Origin of the sequence: Mycobacterium interjectum (genome assembly GCF_900078675.2) — a bacterium.
Classification (GTDB): domain Bacteria; phylum Actinomycetota; class Actinomycetes; order Mycobacteriales; family Mycobacteriaceae; genus Mycobacterium; species Mycobacterium interjectum.
On record NZ_LT546237.1, the window covers coordinates 2,484,006 to 2,501,886 of the forward strand.

Annotated in this window: 18 protein-coding genes and 3 pseudogenes; 7 read left to right on the forward strand and 14 right to left on the reverse strand. The window is 67.8% G+C overall.

All coding sequences use genetic code 11. The features are described 5' to 3' along the window. Positions 1-199: 199 nt before the first annotated feature. Both BN4348_RS46240 and BN4348_RS46245 read right to left on the reverse strand, forming a co-directional pair. Entirely contained in the window at positions 200-919 is a 720-nt protein-coding gene (locus BN4348_RS46240; RefSeq protein WP_066914378.1) for a glycoside hydrolase domain-containing protein, read from the reverse strand. 60 nt (positions 920-979) lie between these two features. Then, positions 980-1,852 (reverse strand): MerR family transcriptional regulator, encoded by an 873-nt coding sequence (locus tag BN4348_RS46245; protein WP_066914380.1) that lies wholly within the window; start codon positions 1,850-1,852, stop codon positions 980-982. A 40-nt stretch (positions 1,853-1,892) separates the two neighbouring features. On the opposite strand from BN4348_RS46245, the gene BN4348_RS46250 reads away from it, so the two are divergent. Then, positions 1,893-3,128 carry an aromatic ring-hydroxylating oxygenase subunit alpha gene (locus BN4348_RS46250; RefSeq protein WP_066914382.1) on the forward strand — a complete coding sequence of 412 codons (1,236 nt, stop codon included), beginning with the start codon at positions 1,893-1,895 and terminating at the stop codon, positions 3,126-3,128. Positions 3,129-3,207: 79 nt separating this feature from the next. Here BN4348_RS46250 and BN4348_RS46255 read toward each other — a convergent pair whose 3' ends face one another. After that, positions 3,208-4,554: a secreted hydrolase gene (locus tag BN4348_RS46255; RefSeq protein ID WP_066914384.1), complete on the reverse strand. Its 1,347-nt coding sequence runs from the start codon at positions 4,552-4,554 to the stop codon at positions 3,208-3,210. A 75-nt stretch (positions 4,555-4,629) separates the two neighbouring features. Here BN4348_RS46255 and BN4348_RS46260 point away from each other — a divergent pair, with 75 nt between their 5' ends. Then, entirely contained in the window at positions 4,630-6,096 is a 1,467-nt protein-coding gene (locus tag BN4348_RS46260; protein ID WP_066914386.1) for an aldehyde dehydrogenase, read from the forward strand. Here the strand turns inward: BN4348_RS46260 and BN4348_RS46265 are convergent. The 6 genes from BN4348_RS46265 to BN4348_RS46290 form a co-directional block, all read right to left on the reverse strand. Continuing rightward, positions 6,091-6,627, reverse strand: a complete 537-nt coding sequence (locus tag BN4348_RS46265; RefSeq protein ID WP_066914388.1) for a maleylpyruvate isomerase family mycothiol-dependent enzyme — start codon at positions 6,625-6,627, stop codon at positions 6,091-6,093. The genes BN4348_RS46260 and BN4348_RS46265 overlap by 6 nt on opposite strands. Continuing rightward, a complete protein-coding gene (locus BN4348_RS46270; RefSeq protein ID WP_066914390.1) occupies positions 6,617-7,066 on the reverse strand; it encodes a MaoC family dehydratase in 450 nt (149 codons plus the stop codon). Before BN4348_RS46270 ends, BN4348_RS46265 begins: the two co-directional genes overlap by 11 nt. Further along, positions 7,063-7,536, reverse strand: coding sequence for an FAS1-like dehydratase domain-containing protein (locus BN4348_RS46275; protein WP_211145812.1), 474 nt, complete (start codon positions 7,534-7,536; stop codon positions 7,063-7,065). The genes BN4348_RS46270 and BN4348_RS46275 overlap by 4 nt, the downstream gene beginning before the upstream one ends. 70 nt (positions 7,537-7,606) lie before the next feature. Beyond that, entirely contained in the window at positions 7,607-8,032 is a 426-nt protein-coding gene (locus BN4348_RS46280; protein ID WP_066914394.1) for a nuclear transport factor 2 family protein, read from the reverse strand. A 63-nt stretch (positions 8,033-8,095) separates the two neighbouring features. Then, entirely contained in the window at positions 8,096-9,661 is a 1,566-nt protein-coding gene (locus tag BN4348_RS46285) for an AMP-binding protein (protein ID WP_066914396.1), read from the reverse strand. Beyond that, positions 9,661-10,788, reverse strand: coding sequence for a Rieske 2Fe-2S domain-containing protein (locus BN4348_RS46290; RefSeq protein ID WP_211145736.1), 1,128 nt, complete (start codon positions 10,786-10,788; stop codon positions 9,661-9,663). Before BN4348_RS46290 ends, BN4348_RS46285 begins: the two co-directional genes overlap by 1 nt. Positions 10,789-10,882: 94 nt before the next feature. Here BN4348_RS46290 and BN4348_RS46295 point away from each other — a divergent pair, with 94 nt between their 5' ends. Continuing rightward, positions 10,883-12,124: a cytochrome P450 gene (locus tag BN4348_RS46295; protein ID WP_066914400.1), complete on the forward strand. Its 1,242-nt coding sequence runs from the start codon at positions 10,883-10,885 to the stop codon at positions 12,122-12,124. A 53-nt stretch (positions 12,125-12,177) separates the two neighbouring features. On the opposite strand, the gene BN4348_RS46300 is transcribed toward BN4348_RS46295, so the two are convergent. From BN4348_RS46300 to BN4348_RS46310, 3 genes and pseudogenes are all read right to left on the reverse strand, one after another. Continuing rightward, on the reverse strand, positions 12,178-12,612 hold the full coding sequence (locus BN4348_RS46300; RefSeq protein WP_066914402.1) for a nuclear transport factor 2 family protein: 435 nt from the start codon (positions 12,610-12,612) through the stop codon (positions 12,178-12,180). Between the two features lie 18 nt (positions 12,613-12,630). Then, a complete protein-coding gene (locus BN4348_RS46305; protein ID WP_066914404.1) occupies positions 12,631-12,822 on the reverse strand; it encodes a ferredoxin in 192 nt (63 codons plus the stop codon). Positions 12,823-13,032: 210 nt separating this feature from the next. Next, a pseudogene (locus tag BN4348_RS46310) lies at positions 13,033-14,004 on the reverse strand (CoA transferase); the annotation flags it as partial. A gap of 14 nt (positions 14,005-14,018) precedes the next feature. On the opposite strand from BN4348_RS46310, the pseudogene BN4348_RS46315 reads away from it, so the two are divergent. Continuing rightward, a pseudogene (locus tag BN4348_RS46315) lies at positions 14,019-14,645 on the forward strand (FadR/GntR family transcriptional regulator); the annotation flags it as partial. Here the strand turns inward: BN4348_RS46315 and BN4348_RS46320 are convergent. After that, positions 14,611-14,946, reverse strand: a pseudogene (locus BN4348_RS46320) (CoA transferase); the annotation flags it as partial. The pseudogenes BN4348_RS46315 and BN4348_RS46320 sit on opposite strands and share 35 nt — an antisense overlap. 59 nt (positions 14,947-15,005) lie before the next feature. Here BN4348_RS46320 and BN4348_RS46325 point away from each other — a divergent pair. Together BN4348_RS46325 and BN4348_RS46330 are read left to right on the forward strand one after the other, a co-directional pair. Beyond that, a complete protein-coding gene (locus BN4348_RS46325; RefSeq protein WP_066914408.1) occupies positions 15,006-15,839 on the forward strand; it encodes a FadR/GntR family transcriptional regulator in 834 nt (277 codons plus the stop codon). Positions 15,840-15,844: 5 nt separating this feature from the next. Then, the gene (locus BN4348_RS46330) at positions 15,845-16,564 is read left to right on the forward strand and encodes an SDR family oxidoreductase (protein WP_066914410.1); all 720 of its coding nucleotides are present in this window, start codon (positions 15,845-15,847) and stop codon (positions 16,562-16,564) included. Here BN4348_RS46330 and BN4348_RS46335 read toward each other — a convergent pair. Further along, on the reverse strand, positions 16,527-17,393 hold the full coding sequence (locus tag BN4348_RS46335; protein WP_066914412.1) for an LLM class flavin-dependent oxidoreductase: 867 nt from the start codon (positions 17,391-17,393) through the stop codon (positions 16,527-16,529). The two genes, BN4348_RS46330 and BN4348_RS46335, sit on opposite strands and share 38 nt — an antisense overlap. 70 nt (positions 17,394-17,463) lie before the next feature. Between BN4348_RS46335 and BN4348_RS46340 the strand changes: the two genes are divergently transcribed. Then, the coding region (locus tag BN4348_RS46340; RefSeq protein WP_167670473.1) for an acyl-CoA dehydrogenase family protein at positions 17,464-17,881 on the forward strand (418 nt) is incomplete at its 3' end.

Sequence of the window (17,881 nt, forward strand, 5' to 3'; positions counted from 1 at the left end):
AACAAACTTGCTGCGTGCAGGTGGTTACGGTCGAGTAGCTATAACTGCGCTGTTCAAGGCACGATTGTTATGTAATCGTTATGTTAAAAAAATCGGGTCGGCTACGCGCCGCTGACACCGCGTCAACCGCGCGACCCGCGACCGCGCCACCCGGAAATGGGCGAACGAGTGTTTGCTGGAATGCGGACCGCCGCGGGCCCTAGGCCCACTGTCCGAATTGGGGCTTGAGGATTTCGTTGATGTCCACCCCGACACCACCGACGCTGCGCTTGTCGATCTCCACCTGGTGCAGGCTCGCGGCGGGATGGGTGAAACCCTTCGGCGAGCCCCAGTTGTGCTGCCAGAAGTATGAACCCAGGCCGTCGTGCAGCGCCCAGTCGATGGTTTTGGAGTTGGCATACACGCCGGTGCGCTGGTGCCCGATCACCGACTCCCAGGATCGCAGGTAGGGGACGACCTGCTGTTTGTACTGCTCGTAAGACGGGTCGTCATCGATCGACGCGTAGATCGGTGCGTTCGCCGGACCCCCGGCCGCGGCGTGCAGTTGCATGCCCCGCTGTGCGTGTTGCAGCCCGGCGCCGGCGCCGCCCAGCCAGTCGGCGGTGCTGCCCTTGCCGTACTGGTAACAGGAAACGATCTTGAGGCCGTTGCTGCTCAGGTCGCGGGCCTCGGAGACCTGAATCGGCTTGCCGAGCATCCAGTTGCCGCCGGGGCGGCGGTCAGAGACGTACCGGATCGAACCCACGGCACCGGCGGCCCGGATCTGGCTGGCCGGGATGACGCCGGCCGCGTAGTCCAGCAGGGTGCCGAGCGATGCCGCCGCCGGCGCGGCGCGCAGCGACGCGGCCGCGACGCCCAGCCCTACCAGGGCAGGCGTGGCGGCCGCGAATTTGAGCACGTCACGGCGCGAAACCGACACATGCCACAGGGTACGACACAAACAACATATGACACATTAGCCACATAGGTCACATGTGCATCACATTGCCGCATCGGCGGGCAGCACGATGACGCTGACGGCCTGCAGGCGCCTGCGGGCGGTCTGCCGGGCGATCTCGTCGAGAAAACGGGCGGCCGCCGGGCTGATCGACCCGGCCCAGGCCCGAAAGCCCTGGACGATCACCGGGTCGTGCGTCAACAACGGTTGCACGCCGCGCAGCACGGCGACCACGTCGTCGGGCAACGGGTCGGCCAGCTGCTGGTCGATCCAGCTCTGCGCGAGTTCGGCGGCGGCCGACTCGCGTTCGTCCAGCGCAACCACGTCGCCGGCGAGTTTGCGCAGCCGGTCGAAGAGAACCTGGTGTCCCGGCGTCTCGGCCAGTTGCTCCAACAGCGTGCTGGCCGCCGGCGGTAGCGCCATCTGCCCGAACAAGGCGGGAACCGGCAGCTGCCATTCGTCGAACAGGTGGGCGTACATCGCGGTGACGGGAGCGGAGAGCGGGGCGGTGAGCCTGCCGATGACGCCGATGCTGTCGCGGTGCCTCGTCGCCAGCCTGCGCAGGAGGTGTTCGTCGACGTCGGCGGCGCCCGTATCGGTGGCCGCATCGATCGCGGCGATCAGCTGATCCAGCCGCTCGCGCTCGCGCACCAGCAGCGTGCGGTGCTGCTCCAGCAGCTCCGCCAGGGTGGTCTGGCCCCCGTCGAGCAATCGCTGAATGTCGGTGATGCCGACCCCGAGGCTTCGCATCAGGTCGATGCGCAACAGCTCGAGCACCTGATCGACGTCGAAGACCCGATAGCCGTTGCTCAGATACTCGGCGCGCAGCAACCCGATTTTCTCGTAGTGGCGGATGCGGCCCGACGCGATCCCGGTCAGGGCCGTGACGTCGCCGATGAGCAACTGCTCAGCCACGGCTTGACCTTACAACTGTCGCAAGGTCTGTACTGGGCAGATGGATCGCGATCAGCTCATCGACCTGACGCGGCGCGCCTTGAAGCTGGCCCGCGACAAGGCGACCGATCTCGCGCCGGGCGTGCACCTGGTCGGCGCGGCCGATTACACGTCGATCGAGCGCCACGACCGGGACCGCGCGATGCTGATGGCCAGTCCCCAACTGGTCGGCTACGTTTCGGAGCTGCCCGCTCCGGGCGCGTACTGCACCAAGACGGTGCTGGGCCGATCCATCCTGCTGACCCGCACAGCCGAGGGGTCGGTCAAGGCGTTCGACAACGTGTGCCTGCACCGCCAGTCGCAGGTGGTCACGGGTTGTGGCAGCGCGAAGCGATTCACCTGCCCCTACCACGCGTGGACGTACGACAACGACGGGCGCTTGGTGGCAGTTCCGGGACGTGAGGGGTTCCCGGAAGCGGCGATCGCAAGCGCGGCGAAGCCGGGCGCCGGGGGCACCTCCCGCTTGCGGGGGACGGGTCGCCGCCATCGGCAAGCGGCCGTCAAGTCCGACGGTTTGACGGAGCTGCCGGCCGCCGAATACGCGGGGTTCCTTTGGGTCGCATTGGATCCCGGCGCGCACCTGGACGTCGCCGCGCACCTGGGACCGCTGGCCGACGAGCTCGACTCGTGGGGCATAGGACGGTGGTCTCCGCTGGGCGAGAAGGTGCTCGACTGCCCGATCAACTGGAAGCTGGCGGTCGACACCTTCTCGGAGAACTATCATTTCGCCACCGTGCACCGGCAGACCTTCGCCACGATTGCCCGCAGCAACTGCACGGTATTCGACTCGTACGGCCCGCATCACCGGTTGATCTTCCCGCTCAACACGATCCTCGAACTCGACGACGTTCCCGAGGAGCGCTGGGACCCGTTCCACAACATGGTCGTGATCTATGCGCTGTTCCCCAACATCGTGCTGTCGGTGACCATCGCCAACGGCGAGTTGTTCCGGATCTACCCCGGCGACCGCCCGGGCAGCTCGGTCACCGTGCACCAGAACTCCACCCCGCTGGACCTCTCCGACGAATCGGTGGCCGCCGGCGCTCAGACCGTTTTCGACTACGCGCACGCCACGGTCCGCGACGAGGACTACCGGCTGGTGGAGGGCCTGCAGGCCAACCTCGAGTCGGGCGCCCGCGATCACTTGATGTTCGGCCGCAACGAGCCGGGACTGCAGCATCGCCACATCAGCTGGGCGCGGGCGCTCGCTGCCGAGGTCCGCCCGGCGAGACTGTAAATTTGCAGCAAAAGTTCGACTTAGGTTCAAGGGGTGGTTGCAACACTTCGTAGTTAGGGGTGTTGATGACTGGGCTGCCTCAATCGGCTGCCGAAAGCACGGTAACCAGGTCTTCGAGAAGGGTTGCCAGCGCCGCGTTTTCGACGTGCTTCACCCCGGCCAACAACGAAGCCGCCTCGCCACGACGGCCCGCGGCCACCAGCGGCCCCACCCGATCCACCGCCGCCTGCAGGTCCGGGGCGGGTGGTTCGACGTTTGCGACCGTGGTGGCCAGCACCTCGACCAGCTCCCAATCCCGGTAGAGCGCCAGCGAGCGCTCGTTGAACGCAAACCCGGAAACGGGTTTGCCCCAGAGCGTTCCGTGGTAGCGGAAGGGGCCTTCCATGTATTCGATCGGCAGGCCGTGCGCCGGGGCTGGCACCATCGGCTCCCCCACGATGTCCAATTGCAATGTGGCGCAGGTTATCCGGTGGCGGTCCGGCATGTATCGCGCCGGGGCCACCGGCCGCACCAGGGGTCGCACCGTCTCCGGCCACCGAACGTAGCTACTGATCGTCACCTCGACGTCCTCGGCGCACTGCGGCGGTATCGCCGGGTCGGGATGACTCGTCGTCACGCCGGTAAACGGCTGCAGCGCATTGCCGTTCGTGCGGTCGAACTGGCGCCAGATGCTCAAGTCCACGCCGTTGTCGAAGTTGATGGTGCGCCACTCGTGAGACCTGGCCCGCGGGTCGCCGCCCGATCCCCCGCCGCCGGCGTACCGCGGGAACCACTGCCGGTCGACGTGACCGCCGCTGCCGAAGACCTGCTCCACCACGTCCCCCCAGCGCAGGGTCCCGGTCATCGTCAGTCCGGTCTGGAAATACGAGTACGTCTCGCTTTGGCCGAAGCAGACGATCTTCCCGTTGTAGGTGGCTGCGCCCACCGGTGTCGGTGCGCGCGTTGGGGTTACGGCGAGGTCGAGGCGCATCGGGCGGCCGGAGTGGTCCTCGCCGACGAGGCTGACCCGATAGGTGAAGGGCAGCAGCTGCCCCTCGGCGTCGAGGCAGGTGGTCCACGACGCGGTGCCGGCGCCGCTGTGGTAGCTGATGTCGAGATGACCCGACGCCATGTCGAGCTTGCGTCGAGCTCCCGGCTCCATGTTGGCCGGCGGCATGTCGTAATCGGTATAGGTGCCGTAGTCGCCGGTATCCAGGTCGAACAGCGCCATCGTGTAGAAGTCCGCGACCACCGTGCCGCCCGGCCGGTTCTTGTTGAAGATGGTCAGGAAGGCAAATGAGCGGTCGCTGTCAGTCGCGTCGAGCCGGCCGGCGAGGAACCAGGTGTCCGATTCCTGGTCGGGGTGCTCGCCTTCGGCCGCGGGAAAATCCAGTTGGGAATCCCCGGGCACCAACTGGAACGGGTAACTGCGCCAATCGCTGGTCATGTCAGGCCTCGCTGCTTTTTTGGCTATGTTAGCGTCAATAGCGAAATTACGGTCGCGGCCCCGAGGAAGTGCCCGATGACAGAAAATTCCGCCCATCGCTCCTACGACGAGCTCTTCGTCGGGGGGCAGTGGCGCAAGCCGGCCAACCCGCAGCAGCTCGCGGTGATCTCCCCCCACTCCGAAGAACCGGTCGGCCACGTCCAGGTGGCCGGGCCCGAGGACGTGGACGCCGCCGTCGCCGCCGCGCGGCACGCTTTCGACCATGGCCCCTGGCCGCGCATGACGCATGCCGAGCGAATGGCCAAGGTGGAACAGCTCGCCGCGATCTACGGCGGCCACATGGACGAGATGGCCGACCTGATCACGGACGAGATGGGGTCGCCGCGCAGTTTCAGCCGGCTCGGCCAGGGCGCCGCCGCGGTGTCGCTGATACACCTCGCGCTGGCCGCCGCCCGCGATTTCCCGTGGACCGAACGCCGCCAGGGCGTGCTGGGCGAGGTGCACCTGAGCAGGGCCCCGGTCGGGGTGGTCGGCGCGATCGTGCCGTGGAACGTCCCGCAGTTCCTGATCATGCCCAAGCTGATCCCGGCCCTGATCGCGGGCTGCACGGTCATCGTCAAACCCGCGCCCGAAACCCCGTTGGACGCTTTGTGGTTGGCGGAGATGATCGAGCAGATCGGCCTGCCCGAAGGGGTGGTGTCCGTACTCCCCGGCGCCACCGACGTGGGCGAGGCGCTGGTGCGCCATCCGGGCGTGGACAAGATCGCGTTCACGGGGTCCAGCGCCGTCGGGCGCCGGATCGCCACGCTCTGCGGCGAGCAGCTCAAGCGCTACAGCCTCGAACTGGGCGGCAAGTCGGCGGCGATCATTCTCGACGACGCCGACATCGCCAAGACGGTGGCCGGGCTGAAGACCGCCGGCCTGATGAACAACGGCCAGGCGTGCGTCGCCCAGACCCGGATCCTGGTGAGCGATTGCCGCCACGACGAGGTCGTCGACGCGCTGGCCGACATGATGTCGGGCCTCCACGTCGGCGACCCGGCCGACGAGGCGACCGACGTCGGACCCCTTGTCGCCCAGCGGCAACAGCGCCGGGTCCAGGAGTACATCAAGTCCGGCCGCAGCGAAGGCGCCCGCGTCGTCGTCGGCGGTGACGACAGCCCGTCGGAGCGCGGTTGGTACGTGCGGCCGACGCTGTTCGCCGACGCCACCAACGACATGCGGATCGCCCGGGAGGAGATCTTCGGCCCGGTCCTGACCGTGCTGCGCTATCGCGACGAAGAGGACGCGATCCGGATCGCCAACGAGAGCGACTATGGCCTGGCCGGCTCGGTGTGGACCTCCGACATCGCGCACGGCCTGCAGATCGCGGCCGGCGTCCGCACGGGCACCTACGGCATCAACATGTACACGCTCGACATCGGCGCGCCGTTCGGCGGCTTCAAGCAGTCCGGCATCGGGCGTGAGTTCGGTCCCGAGGGCCTGCACGAGTACGTCGAGCTCCAGACGCTGGTGTGCAAGGGTAAGTTGCCGCCGCTATAGCGGCTCTGGCCGCCAGGACGGGTCGCGGCCGAGCCGCGCGAGAAGCCTTGCCTGAGAGTCGCTTTCGACTGGCAGCGCAACCGGGGGGTGAAACATACCCGATGAGCTCAACGCTGCAGGGTCCGCGGGCAGGCCGGCGTAGCAGAGCTCGCACCACTCGGGGTCCAGCCGGTCGTCGGCGCCGACCGCGCGGGCGAGGTCCCACGTGTGCGCCAGAACGTCGCGGGTCAGACTCGGCATCAGCCGGTACTCGTCCAGCCGCCTCGCCCCGCCGGACTCAAGAGCCTCGGCCAGCGCCTCGTAGGTCAGTCGCCATCGCTCCTGCGCGTCCTCCCGCGGCCGGTCGGGCTTCAACCCCAAGGGGCGCAACAGAAGTACGTCATGGAAACCGATGACGTGCTCGAGCACTCCCCGGGCGTCCCACTCGTCGCACGGGGACCGACGATCCCAGTTGCCCTCAGCCGACCGAACCGCCTCGCCGAACCGTCGGCACACCGCCAGGTGCAGTTCGGCTACGTCATCATCCGTCATGCCGGCGTTCCGGCAGCTGCAGGGTGAGCTCGACCGGACAGCACAGGGCGCCATGCTGATTGGTCACCTGGATTTCGATGTCGACCAGGCAGCGCGGCGGGTCCACCGAGGTGTCGCGCCGCTTGGCCACCGCACGGCCCCGTCCGATCATGGTGTCGCCGGCGTAGACCGATCCGGCCAGCCGCATCGAGCGGCGCACCACCCGGCTGCTCGGGCCCGCCCAGTCGGTCGCGACGCGGTCGGCGAACCCGGCGAGGTGCATGGTGTTGACGTAAATCGTCGGGTTGCCCTGGCTTCGGGCGTAGCTGGGATCGAAATGGCCGGGAAAGTAGTCCCAGGTCGCACCGGCGTTCTCCACGACCCGCTGGTAGCTGATGTGGTCGACGACCTCGGGCAGGTCGACGGGGACCTCGATCGCGTTCCAGTCCAGGTCGGTCACGACGGCGCTCCAGGCGTGAAGCGGAACAACGTATTTCGGCAGGTGGCCACTACGGCGCCGTCTTGACGCCGATAGGTCTCCAGCGTCTCGACGAAATGACCGACCCCCAGCCGCGTTCGCTTTTCCGGCGACACCGACACGAGTTCCTCGACGACGGTGAGCAGATCTCCCTCGACGACGGGCTGCAGAAACTCGACCTCGTTGGCCGCGTTGATGAACGTGGTGCCGGGCAACGGCACCCGCAGCACCACCGACGCCACCGGCGGCCTACCGGCCGGCTCCCACGGCGGCGGTATCAGCCAGCCCATCAACAGGGCAGGCGGGGCGAGCAGCCCTCCCCATCTCTGTCGGGCGAACTCGGCGTCCCAATACGAACGATTCCCGTCGCGGACCATCGCGGCGAACAGCTGGATGCGCGCGCCGCTGACCGGGCTCGCCGCGGTGCGCGGTTCGCTCTTGGCGCCGACCATGCGCAGCGCGTCGTCATAGCTGCCGAAGGCCAGCTGGTAGCTGAGGTCCGGATCCACGTAGCGGTGTCGCTCACATGACGAGCGGATGCCGGCTCGGCACCGAATCCCATGCGAGCACACGGGAAGTGAAGTACCAGCCGCCGCGCTCGTAGATCAGCGTGTCCCGGAAGGTCCCGGTGGCCCGGAGCGTGGTGTCGCCATACATGGCGGCGAACAGCACCGCGACGCAGCGCTGGCTCGCGTTGACGCCGTCGATGTGGATCTCGTGGTCGAGGGTGGCCAGGCGCTGCCCGTCGCCGCCGTCGAAGGCCGCGCGCAGATCGGTGAACAGCTCGCCATCGCGGGTGTAGCTGGCGCCGGAGTGGCGAAACGTGGCGATCCAGCGATCGCGGTCGCCGTCGGAGTAGGCCCGATTGTGCCGAGCACTCAGGTCCAGGATGGCAGCGCGCCCCATCGCGGCGTGGAGGAACTGCTCTTGCTGATAGGTCAGGGTCATCGTGGCTCTCCAGCCTCTGTCGGAAAATGACGGGGAAATTGCCTCATGTAACACTAACTTAACTTAGCGACTGACGATATAACCATGTTCTTCCCGATCCCAAGTGGCCTCATTTAAGCCACGGCTCCGCAACAAATCTTTACGTATTCGTCCAATGACGTTCTTCGGGAGTTCATTGACCGTCTCCACAAATCGCGGCACGCAGAAGTACGGCATCCTGGCGGCGCAGAAGTCGAGCAGCTCGGCGCAATCCAGTGTGGCGCCAGGGCGCAACGTCACGAACAACAGGATGTCGTCTTCGCCCAACTCACTGGGGACCCCGACCGCCGCGGCTTCGGCCACCGCGGGGTACCGCAAGACGACGGCCTCGACTTCGACCGAGGAAACATTTTCCCCCCGTCGGCGCAGCGAGTCTTTGACCCGATCCACATATGTCAAATTCTGTTCGGCATCGAGACGGCCCAAATCGCCGGTGCGAAACCACTCCGGATGCGGGTCCACCCGCAAACCCTGACTTACGTAGCCTTCGCTCATCACGTGCGGCTGCCTGGGCCGGCAGGCGATCTCACCCACGGCGCCGGGTGGCAAGGGATCGCCGCGCTCGTCGACGATGCGCACGTCGAAATGGGGATTCGGCCGCCCCGACGTCCCGGGCACCCCCTCGTCGGACACGCCTTTGACGGCGATCGGAAACGCTTCCGTCATTCCGTACATCGTGACGATCCGGCAGCCGTAGCGCTTTTCGATCTCGCGATAGGACTTCGCGTCGATGGGTGCGGCCGAGATGAACCGCAGCGGCAGCCGGGCGTCACACGGGTCCGCGGGCAGATTCTGCAGCATCGACACCATCGCGCCCGCGCCGGCAAAACCCACGGCACCGCGGGCGCGGATGTCATCCCAGACCTCGCCGGGGTGAAAGGCCTTGGCCAACACGGTCGTTCCACCGACCAACATCGGGGCCAACACGCTGGGCGCCGCGCTCAGGTGAAACAGCGGCATCGCCGTCCACAGCGTCTCCCCCGGGCCGAGTTCCCAGGCCGACGCGGCGGTCGCGGCAACGCAGAACAGGTAATGCCAGGTCGTGGCAACGGCTTTCGACGGCCCGGTGGTGCCCGACGTGTAGAACAGCGCCCCCACGTCCGTCGTCCCGGCGGGGCTGTCGCTCAGCGGGACGTCGACGTCGAGGTGCAACGTCGCGGTCAGCGAATCATCTTGGACCACGACGCCGGTCACCGTCTCGAGCTGATCGGTCACCTCGTCGACGCGGGGCCGCCGCTCGGCATCGGTGAAAATCGCCTTGGGCCGCGACAACCGCAGCGCGTGCAGCAGGAACTCGCCCTTGTTGGCCGCATTCACCGCGGCGCTCACCGCGCCGATGCGTGCGGCGCCCAGCCAGAAGTACACCCATTCCGGGCAGGTGGCGGTGAACAACGCCACGCAGTCGCCGCGGCCGACGCCGAGGCCGGCCAGCATGTGCGCCGCCGCGCGGGACCGCTGCCGCATCTGCTCGAACGTCACGTCCACACCGGCGATCGACATCATCACCCGGTCGGGGTACTGCTCGGCCCGCCGATCCAGCACGGCCGGCACGGTGAAGCTGTCGACGCCGAACTCGGCCGGCCCCGGCATCAGGCTTTCGCGGCCGCCGGGTCGGGCTCACCGTCTGGGGTGTAGCCGAAGTCCGACGGCGAGGGCCGCTCGCCCGGGTAGAAGCGGTGCGCCCAGCGGCGAAGGGCGGCGTAGTCGTGCGCCTCTTCGGGGGCCAGGTTCGGCTTCTCGAGGTATTTCATGTTCTCCCACGTGAAAAAGTCCTGTTTGATGACCTCTTGCTGCAGCGCCAGGAACTTGGCGGCGCGGCCGGTGGGCGCGTCGCCGGTGTCGCCGGGCTCGCGAATGGAAGCCTGCGTGTAGAAGTAGTCGGTGTAGTCCTCGTCGACCGGCGTCTGCCCCGTCACCTGCACGGTGGCCACCAGCTCGCTCGGGAAGCGGACCAGCCCGAGGCCCAGCGAGTAGTTGTCGTAGATGATCTTGGCGTCGACCGGCCCGTTCGGGGTCAGCCAGGTCGACGCGCGCCCGCCCCCGAAATGCGCGTTGACGGTCGCGTGCAGGTGGTAGCCGGACACCTCGAACGACGCGGTGGTGGCGGGGTTGGCGGCCTTGTGCACGTATTGAACGTGGTAGGGGTCGGCGGCGTTTTCGATGATCATCTGCGGGTGCACCTTGACCCGGTTGATCATCTGGGTGTGCGGGTGCAGCGGGTAGTACTCGTCGGTTTCCAGTTCGGGCAGCACCGGCGGCTGCCAGTACGGCGCCCGACCGTGTCGCTCGTGCCAGGCGAGGACGAATCCGTACCACTCCATGCTCGGGTAGGTGCGAATCCGGACGTTGTTCTTGCAGCCGATCTTGCTGTACGGGATCAGGGCGTTGGTGCCGTCCCCGCGCCATTGCCAGCCGTGCCACGGGCAGACGATGTTCTCGCCCTCCACGGTGCCGCCGACGCCCAAGTTGGCGCCGAGATGCTGGCAGTAGGCCTCCATCACGTGCACCTGGCCGGACTCGGTGCGGAACAGCACCAGCTCCTCGCCGAAGTAGTGTGCGCGCTTGACCTGGCCGGCGGCCAGGTCGGACCCGAAGGCGACGATGAACCAGCCCGTCGGGAACCGGTAGGTCGACAACGCGATGCCGGCCTGCCCGAACTCGCGTTCCGAGGGATCCGCGGCCGAATCCGAGGCCGAGTCTGAAATTGTGTCCGTCACGAGCGCTCCAAGTTCGACGATTAGCTCTATTTTTACTATCTTAAGCATTGAACGTCAACGCGCACATGAGGGCGTCCGGGAAGCGGGGTTTCAGATGACGGCTGCGGCGGTGGACCTATCCGATTTCGCCTTGTGGCGCAACGGTTTTCCCGACGAGCTGTTCGCACAGCTACGTCGCAGCAGTCCCCTGTTCCGCCACGACCTGACCCCGGGGGTGGCCGAGACGGTGCACCGCGACTTCTGGGTGGCGACCAAGCACCGGCACGCGGTCCGGCTACACCGCGACGCCGAGTCCTTCACCGCGGTAGACGGGCCGACCATCCAGCCGGCCGGGATGTTCTCGTCGTACCCGACCATCATCAACATGGATCCGCCGGCGCTGAACAAGCGCCGCAAGCTCATCTCCGGCGCATTCAACCCGCGCGCTGTCGGCAAACTCGAGGACGGCATCCGGGCGCGCGCCGCGGGGATGATCGACCGGTTGCTCGATCGGGGCGGCGGCGACTGGATCGAGGACGTCGCCGACTCCCTGCCGATGACGGTCATCGGCGACATCATCGGCATACCGGAGGACGACCGGCCGCGAATCTTCGATTCCCTGGACCGCATTCTGAAGGCCAATTCGCCGGGGTCGCGGCTGACCCGGCAGGACTACACCGACCTGTACGCCACCATCTTCGGGTACGCGATGGAGCTCACCGCGCAGAAGCGGCGCAATCCAACCGACGACATCTGGAGCACGCTGGCGACCGCGGTGATCACCGGCGAAGACGGGGAGCAATTCAGCCTGCCCACCAACGAACTCGAGTTCTTCTTCTTCGTGCTGGCGTTCGCCGGCAGCGACACCACCAAGAACGCGCTGGCCATCGGGGTGCAGGCGTTCGTGGAGAACCCGGAGCAGATCGAGCGATACCGCGAGCAGGAAGCGCTGCGCCCGAGTGCCGTCGAGGAAGTGTTGCGCTGGGCGTCACCGGTCGCCTACTGGACGCGCACCGCGAAGGTCGACGTCGAGATGGACGGCCAGCACATCGCGAAGGGCGAACGGGTGGTTTCGATGCTGCGTTCGGCGAACCGCGACGAGGAGGTCTTCGAGTCCCCCTTCACCTTCGACATCGGGCGACAGCCCAACCCGCAGGTGGCCTTCGGGGGCGGCGGGCCGCACCACTGCCTGGGCGCCATGCTGGCGCGCGCGGAACTCCGCGCGGTGTTCGACGAACTCCTGCTGCGCTGCGACGACATCGCCCTGGGGCCGGCCACGGTGGCTTACCCGAACCTGCTCACCAACATGTCGATCTACGACGAGATGGCGATATCGCTGAACGAGCGCTCCGTCTGATTGCCCGACTCCTTACTCGCGCCGTCCCGGCGCTCGCCGTCGTCGGGCGAAGGTCAATACGGCGCCGGCGCGTCGCCGAACGCGGCGAATACCGCCAGCGGGTCCAGGTAGTCGCGCCAGTGCACGATCTTGCGGTTCTTGACCGCGATCACCGAGATGAATCGGTTGACGTACGGCGCGCCCGTGCGCACCACCGTGCCGTGCATCGTGTACTCGAGAATCACCACCGACTTGTCGGGGTCGTAGTAGCGGTACACGTCGCTACTGCCGCTCTGGACGATGGACTCCCCGTAATCGGCGTACAGCTCGGCCAGCGCTTCGCGGCCGACGATGCGGCGTGGATAGTCCGGCACGGTGATGACGAACTCGACCACCACATCCTCGGCGTGGATATCGAAAAAATCGATCCCGTCGACCAAACCCTTCAGGGCTTCGGCGACGACCTCGAAGTAGGGCCGCATCGCGGCGTACTTCGTCATGTCGCGCATGCGACGCACTCTAGGGCGTCACTCGATCAAGCGCAGCGCGGCCTTGGGGCACTGGTCGACGGCGGCGCGCACGTCGATCTCCAGCCGCGGCGGCACGGGGCCGTCCGCGATCTGCACCACGTCTTCGTCGCCCAGTTCGAATACCTCCGGGGCGAGCGATTCGCAGAAGCCGTTGGCCTCGCACTGGTTCTCGTCGACCGTCACGCGCATCGAACGCCCTCCTTAACCCTCACTTTTCGAGGCCCTTCGGCCGGGTCCCGATCACTTTGTTGCTGGCCAGCGTCGCCAGTTCTTCGTCGGTCAGCCCGCACCGATCGCGCAGTACCTCCCCATTGTGCTCGCCCAGCCTCGGCGGCGGGCGACGCAGCCACCTGTCCTGGCCGGCGAGCTTGGCGAACGGCGGGCAGGGATAGAGGCCCGCCCCGGTGCTCGCGTGGTCCAGGGTCTCGAAAAACCCTCGCTCGCNACCTTGATCACGTCGGCGCCGAATGCGGCCAGCAGGTGGGTCGCGGCGGGCCCGGCCCAGAACGCGGTCAGGTCGACGATGCGGACCCCCTCGAGCGGCAGCCCGCGCCGCGCCGGGTCCGGCTCGGATCCGCTTGCCTCCCAGGCGGGTTCGTCGTCGGCCTCGCCGGGGGCAGGGGCGGCGCGCAGCGGCGCGGGGCCGCATTCCGACATCAGCCAGGGCGGACGGGGCTGGTTAAAGCCGGCGGGGTTGCGGGCGAACACGTTTCGCTGCGTCACGTACTCGAGATCGCGGATCGTGGAGCCGTTGCCCAGCGCCGCGATCGGCAGCCGGAACAGCTGCCCGAGCTCGACGATTTCCGCGACGGTCCGCTCGGCCAGCCACGGGCCGATCTGTTCGCGGATCAGGTCGCGGTAGGCCCACCGGCCGATCTGGAAACGAAGCTGTTCGATCTCCTCGAGCTGCGGGCACTCGACCATCGCGCAGAAGTCGAGCCACTGCTGGCCGGTGACCATCGTGATCCCGACGTAGCCGTCCTTGGCCGGTTCGATGGATGGCACCTCNGCCCCGCGCGGCGCTACCGGCGGGGCCTCCGGCAGCCCGGTGACCCAGGCCAGGCCGGCGATCTGCTCCATGGTCGGGGCGAACCCGACCCGGTCGCGCCACGGACCGTCGAGGCCGAAGGCCGGCATCCGCGCGACGACCAGTTTCGGGTTGACCTTCAGCAGCACGTCGGCGGTGAGCCCGAACTGGTCCATCACCCGCGGTGAGAAGTTCTCGATCACGACGTCGGCGCCGGCCGCCAACTCCAGGAACAGATCGCGCCCCTCGCCCGAGCCCAAATCCAGTGTGACGGAACGCTTGTTGGTGTTCATCGCGTGGAACACCCAGCCGTACTCCCACCAGTCGTCCACATCTTTACGCATCCCGCCCGAGTAGCGGATGCCGTCGGGCCGCTGTATCGANCGCGCCCGCCAAGACCAGCGCCGCCTACATGCTCGGCCTGTTGCTGCAGAGCGAGGCCGTCGAGGTCGCCGACCTGGGCACGGCGTTGCGGGAACTCGAGCCGGCCTGCGCCGCCCTGGCGGCCCAGCGGCCCGACCGGGCGGACACGTTGGTGCCGGAGCTCAAGCGGGTCAACGACGCCATGGCCGAGCATCTTGAAGACGGTCGCCTCTTCACCGAAATCGGCCGCCAATTCCACGATCTCGTCGTTCGCGGCTGCGGTAACCACACCATCATCGCGGTCGTCGGCAGCCTGGAGACGCTGTGGACCAGCCACGAACAGCAGTGGGCGGACGAGAGCGCGGCACGGGGCACCTACCCCTCGTTGGCCCAGCGCCGTGCGGTGCTCAACACGCACGTCAAGCTGACCGACACCATCGCGGAGGGTGACGTCGACCGCGCTCGCCGCATGGCGGGTCGCCACCTCGCCGACACCCAGACCTACGTGCTCTCCGGTCGGCCCGACCAACGCATATATGCGCTTTCGCCGCAGGCTCTTTCACGTTCGGGATCCCTCCCGCGCGANTGCCCAGCGCCGCGGCCCGCGACCGGCCCGCGGTGACGACGACGACGTCGGCGGCGGCCAGTTCGGCCCGATACCGCTCGGAGTCCGCGGCGACGGTCAGGCTGCGCTTGCCGGCGTTGAGATAGCCGAAGAAGGGCGAGGTCTCGCCGTCGGGCACCGGCGAACAGGTGGCCGAGTACCGGCGCAGCCAATCCCCCTGCGGCGGCTCGATTTTGCGCACCCGAGCCCCGGCATCGACCAGCAGCTTGCCGCAGTAACTTCCGGCTATCCGGTCGCTGATCTCGACGACACGCAATTCGTCCAGCGGTGTCGGCCGGCTGCCGGGCTCGCGCCTCACCCGGCTATTTATACCATTACTGCTAAAATAGCTAAGCCAGACGAGCACGCGAGGATTGGATGACCGCCCTGGGAATTGGCCCCGACGCCCGGCGCCGACTGTCGGCGCCGAGGATCGCCGAAATCGTAGCCGACGAGTTGCGCCGCCAGATCATCGACGGCGAACTCGCCGACGGCGATCTCCTGCCGCGCCAGGAGGTGCTCGTCGAACAGTTCAACGTCAGCCTGGTCTCCCTGCGCGAGGCGCTGCGAATCCTGGAAACCGAGGGGCTCGTCTCGGTCCGGCGGGGTAACCGCGGCGGCGCGGTGGTGCACGCGCCCGCCAAGACCAGCGCCGCCTACATGCTCGGCCTGTTGCTGCAGAGCGAGGCCGTCGAGGTCGCCGACCTGGGCACGGCGTTGCGGGAACTCGAGCCGGCCTGCGCCGCCCTGGCGGCCCAGCGGCCCGACCGGGCGGACACGTTGGTGCCGGAGCTCAAGCGGGTCAACGACGCCATGGCCGAGCATCTTGAAGACGGTCGCCTCTTCACCGAAATCGGCCGCCAATTCCACGATCTCGTCGTTCGCGGCTGCGGTAACCACACCATCATCGCGGTCGTCGGCAGCCTGGAGACGCTGTGGACCAGCCACGAACAGCAGTGGGCGGACGAGAGCGCGGCACGGGGCACCTACCCCTCGTTGGCCCAGCGCCGTGCGGTGCTCAACACGCACGTCAAGCTGACCGACACCATCGCGGAGGGTGACGTCGACCGCGCTCGCCGCATGGCGGGTCGCCACCTCGCCGACACCCAGACCTACGTGCTCTCCGGTCGGCCCGACCAACGCATATATGCGCTTTCGCCGCAGGCTCTTTCACGTTCGGGATCCCTCCCGCGCGACATCCGGCGCCCCTGACGTTAATGCGAACCGCATTAGTCACCGGCGGCAGCGGTGGGATCGGGAAGGGATGCGGCCGCAGGCTGAGCGAGCTCGGTTACGACGTGGTGCTCGCGGCGCGGCGCGAAGCCCCGCTGCGCGCGGCCGCCGAGGAGCTCGGCGCGCGCCACATCGTGGCCGACGCGTCCGATCCGGACGGATTCTCCTCCGCGATAAGCACTTTGGAGCGGCTCGACCTGGTCGTACACGCGGCGGGCACGCTGGGCGGGACCTACGCGCGCAAGCAGACCTTCGATCAGTGGCGGACCATCCTGTCGGCCAACCTGGATTCGTGTTTCGTGGTGACCGCCGCTTCGCTGCCGCTGATGCGCGCGGGCTCGCGGTTCGTGTTCATCTCGTCGTCGGCGGCGCATGAGCCGATGATGGCGCGGACGGCCTACTCGGCGTCGAAGGCCGGCATGAACGCGTTCGCCCGCGCCCTGGCGCTCGAGGTGGACCGCGACGGCATCGCCGTGCACATCGTGACGCCCGGCCCGGTGGAAACCGAAATGCTGCAGGACGTTCCCTTCGAGATGTACGCGATCCAGGTGTCCGATGTCGCCGAGGCGGTCGCCTGGCTCGACACGGTCGACCCGTCCGTCGACCTGCCGGAGATCCGGCTGTCCGCCGTGCAGCGCGGACCGTACGCCCGGCCGCCGGTGGTGCCTACGGAAGCTCGGCGCCGGCGCCAGCGAACGCCTTGATCACCGCCTCGCCGAACTCGTGCAGCGAATCCGGGACGGCGAAATCGGCGAACCACACATAGAACCGCTCCACGCCCTGGGCGGCCAGGCCGGTGAAGTGCCCGATCAATTCGTCGGCATCCCCGCAGACCAGGCCCGAACCCAGGTTGCCGAATCGCCGGGCGCTCACCTGGCGCACCTTGTCCGGATCGCTGTCTGTCCGGACAAAACCCACCATCTGCTGGACCGACACCCGGGCTGTCCCCGCGGCGGGGGTCAGCGTGGGCAGCTTGTCCAGGTGGTTCGCCGGCACGTTCCACCAATCCGCATACCTGCGAACGAGTTCCATCATCCGGGGCCCGGTGCCGCCCAGGACCAGCGGGATGGGATGGCTTCTGCGCGGGGCCTGCGCGGCCTTGCCCTCGTCGTCGCCCCAGTACTGCCTGATCAGCTCGAGGTGGCGCCCGAGCTGCTCGACCCTGGCCCTCGGATCCTGCTGGCCCACATCGAATCTGGTGAATTCGGCGGGCCAGGACCCCGCGCCGAGGCCGAGCTCGAACCTGCCCTCCGACGCGTCCGAGAGGGTGACGGCCTGCTTGGCGAGCACGGCGGGATGCCGGAAGGCGTCGCAGAGCACCAGGTGGCCGATCCGTAGCCGCTCCGTCTTGGCCGCCACCCAGGTGGCGATGCCCATTGCCTCCCAGATGTTTTCGTCGGCCAGCCCCGGCGCCTCGAGGTGATCGATGAACGCGACCCCGTCGAAACCGCTGGCCTCGGCATGTCGGGCCCGTTCCGCGATGTCGGCCGCGGACAACCGCACCTGCGGCAGGAACAGATACCACTCGACCATGGACCCACCTATGCTCGCGCCGATTGCAACAAAGCCGCTAGTTTACTATTTTTATTATGTTAGGGGTCTTATGGATGTCGGACTGACTTCGGAGCAGCTGTCGCTGCGCGACACCGTGCGCGGCGTCCTGCGCACCGAGTGTCCCCCCGACGCCGCCCGCCAGGCCCTGACGGATCCCGAACGCTGGCGCGCCCCGTGGAAGACGGTCGTCGATTTGGGCTGGACGGAACTCGCGGCGCCCGACGGCGGCGACTACGGACCCGTCGAGGCGGCGCTGGTGCTCGAGGAGTGCGGCGCCGCCCTCGCGCCCATCCCGCTGCTCAGCAGCGTCGGCCTCGCCGCGGGGGCGCTGCGGTCCAGCGGCCTGGACGCGATCCTCGCCGACATCGCCGGCGGCGTCGTCGCCACCCTGGCCGCCCACGCGAAAGGGTCACGGCTGCCCGGCGCACCGATGACCTTGCGCGGTGGACGCCTGCGCGGGCGGGCCG

Excerpts from the sequence above, each read along its gene's own strand:
- BN4348_RS46275 (WP_211145812.1), bottom strand. The coding sequence starts at position 7,536 with ATGGTCGGCGCCAAGAGCGAACCGCGCACCGCGGCGAGCCCGGTCAGC.
- BN4348_RS46260 (WP_066914386.1), top strand. The coding sequence starts at position 4,630 with ATGACAGAAAATTCCGCCCATCGCTCCTACGACGAGCTCTTCGTCGGG.
- BN4348_RS46305 (WP_066914404.1), bottom strand. The coding sequence starts at position 12,822 with ATGCGCGTGACGGTCGACGAGAACCAGTGCGAGGCCAACGGCTTCTGC.
- BN4348_RS46285 (WP_066914396.1), bottom strand. The coding sequence starts at position 9,661 with ATGCCGGGGCCGGCCGAGTTCGGCGTCGACAGCTTCACCGTGCCGGCC.
- BN4348_RS46295 (WP_066914400.1), top strand. The coding sequence starts at position 10,883 with ATGACGGCTGCGGCGGTGGACCTATCCGATTTCGCCTTGTGGCGCAAC.
- BN4348_RS46335 (WP_066914412.1), bottom strand. The coding sequence starts at position 17,393 with ATGGTCGAGTGGTATCTGTTCCTGCCGCAGGTGCGGTTGTCCGCGGCC.
- BN4348_RS46300 (WP_066914402.1), bottom strand. The coding sequence starts at position 12,612 with ATGCGCGACATGACGAAGTACGCCGCGATGCGGCCCTACTTCGAGGTC.
- BN4348_RS46255 (WP_066914384.1), bottom strand. The coding sequence starts at position 4,554 with ATGACCAGCGATTGGCGCAGTTACCCGTTCCAGTTGGTGCCCGGGGAT.
- BN4348_RS46265 (WP_066914388.1), bottom strand. The coding sequence starts at position 6,627 with ATGACGGATGATGACGTAGCCGAACTGCACCTGGCGGTGTGCCGACGG.
- BN4348_RS46280 (WP_066914394.1), bottom strand. The coding sequence starts at position 8,032 with ATGACCCTGACCTATCAGCAAGAGCAGTTCCTCCACGCCGCGATGGGG.
- BN4348_RS46325 (WP_066914408.1), top strand. The coding sequence starts at position 15,006 with ATGACCGCCCTGGGAATTGGCCCCGACGCCCGGCGCCGACTGTCGGCG.
- BN4348_RS46330 (WP_066914410.1), top strand. The coding sequence starts at position 15,845 with ATGCGAACCGCATTAGTCACCGGCGGCAGCGGTGGGATCGGGAAGGGA.
- BN4348_RS46250 (WP_066914382.1), top strand. The coding sequence starts at position 1,893 with ATGGATCGCGATCAGCTCATCGACCTGACGCGGCGCGCCTTGAAGCTG.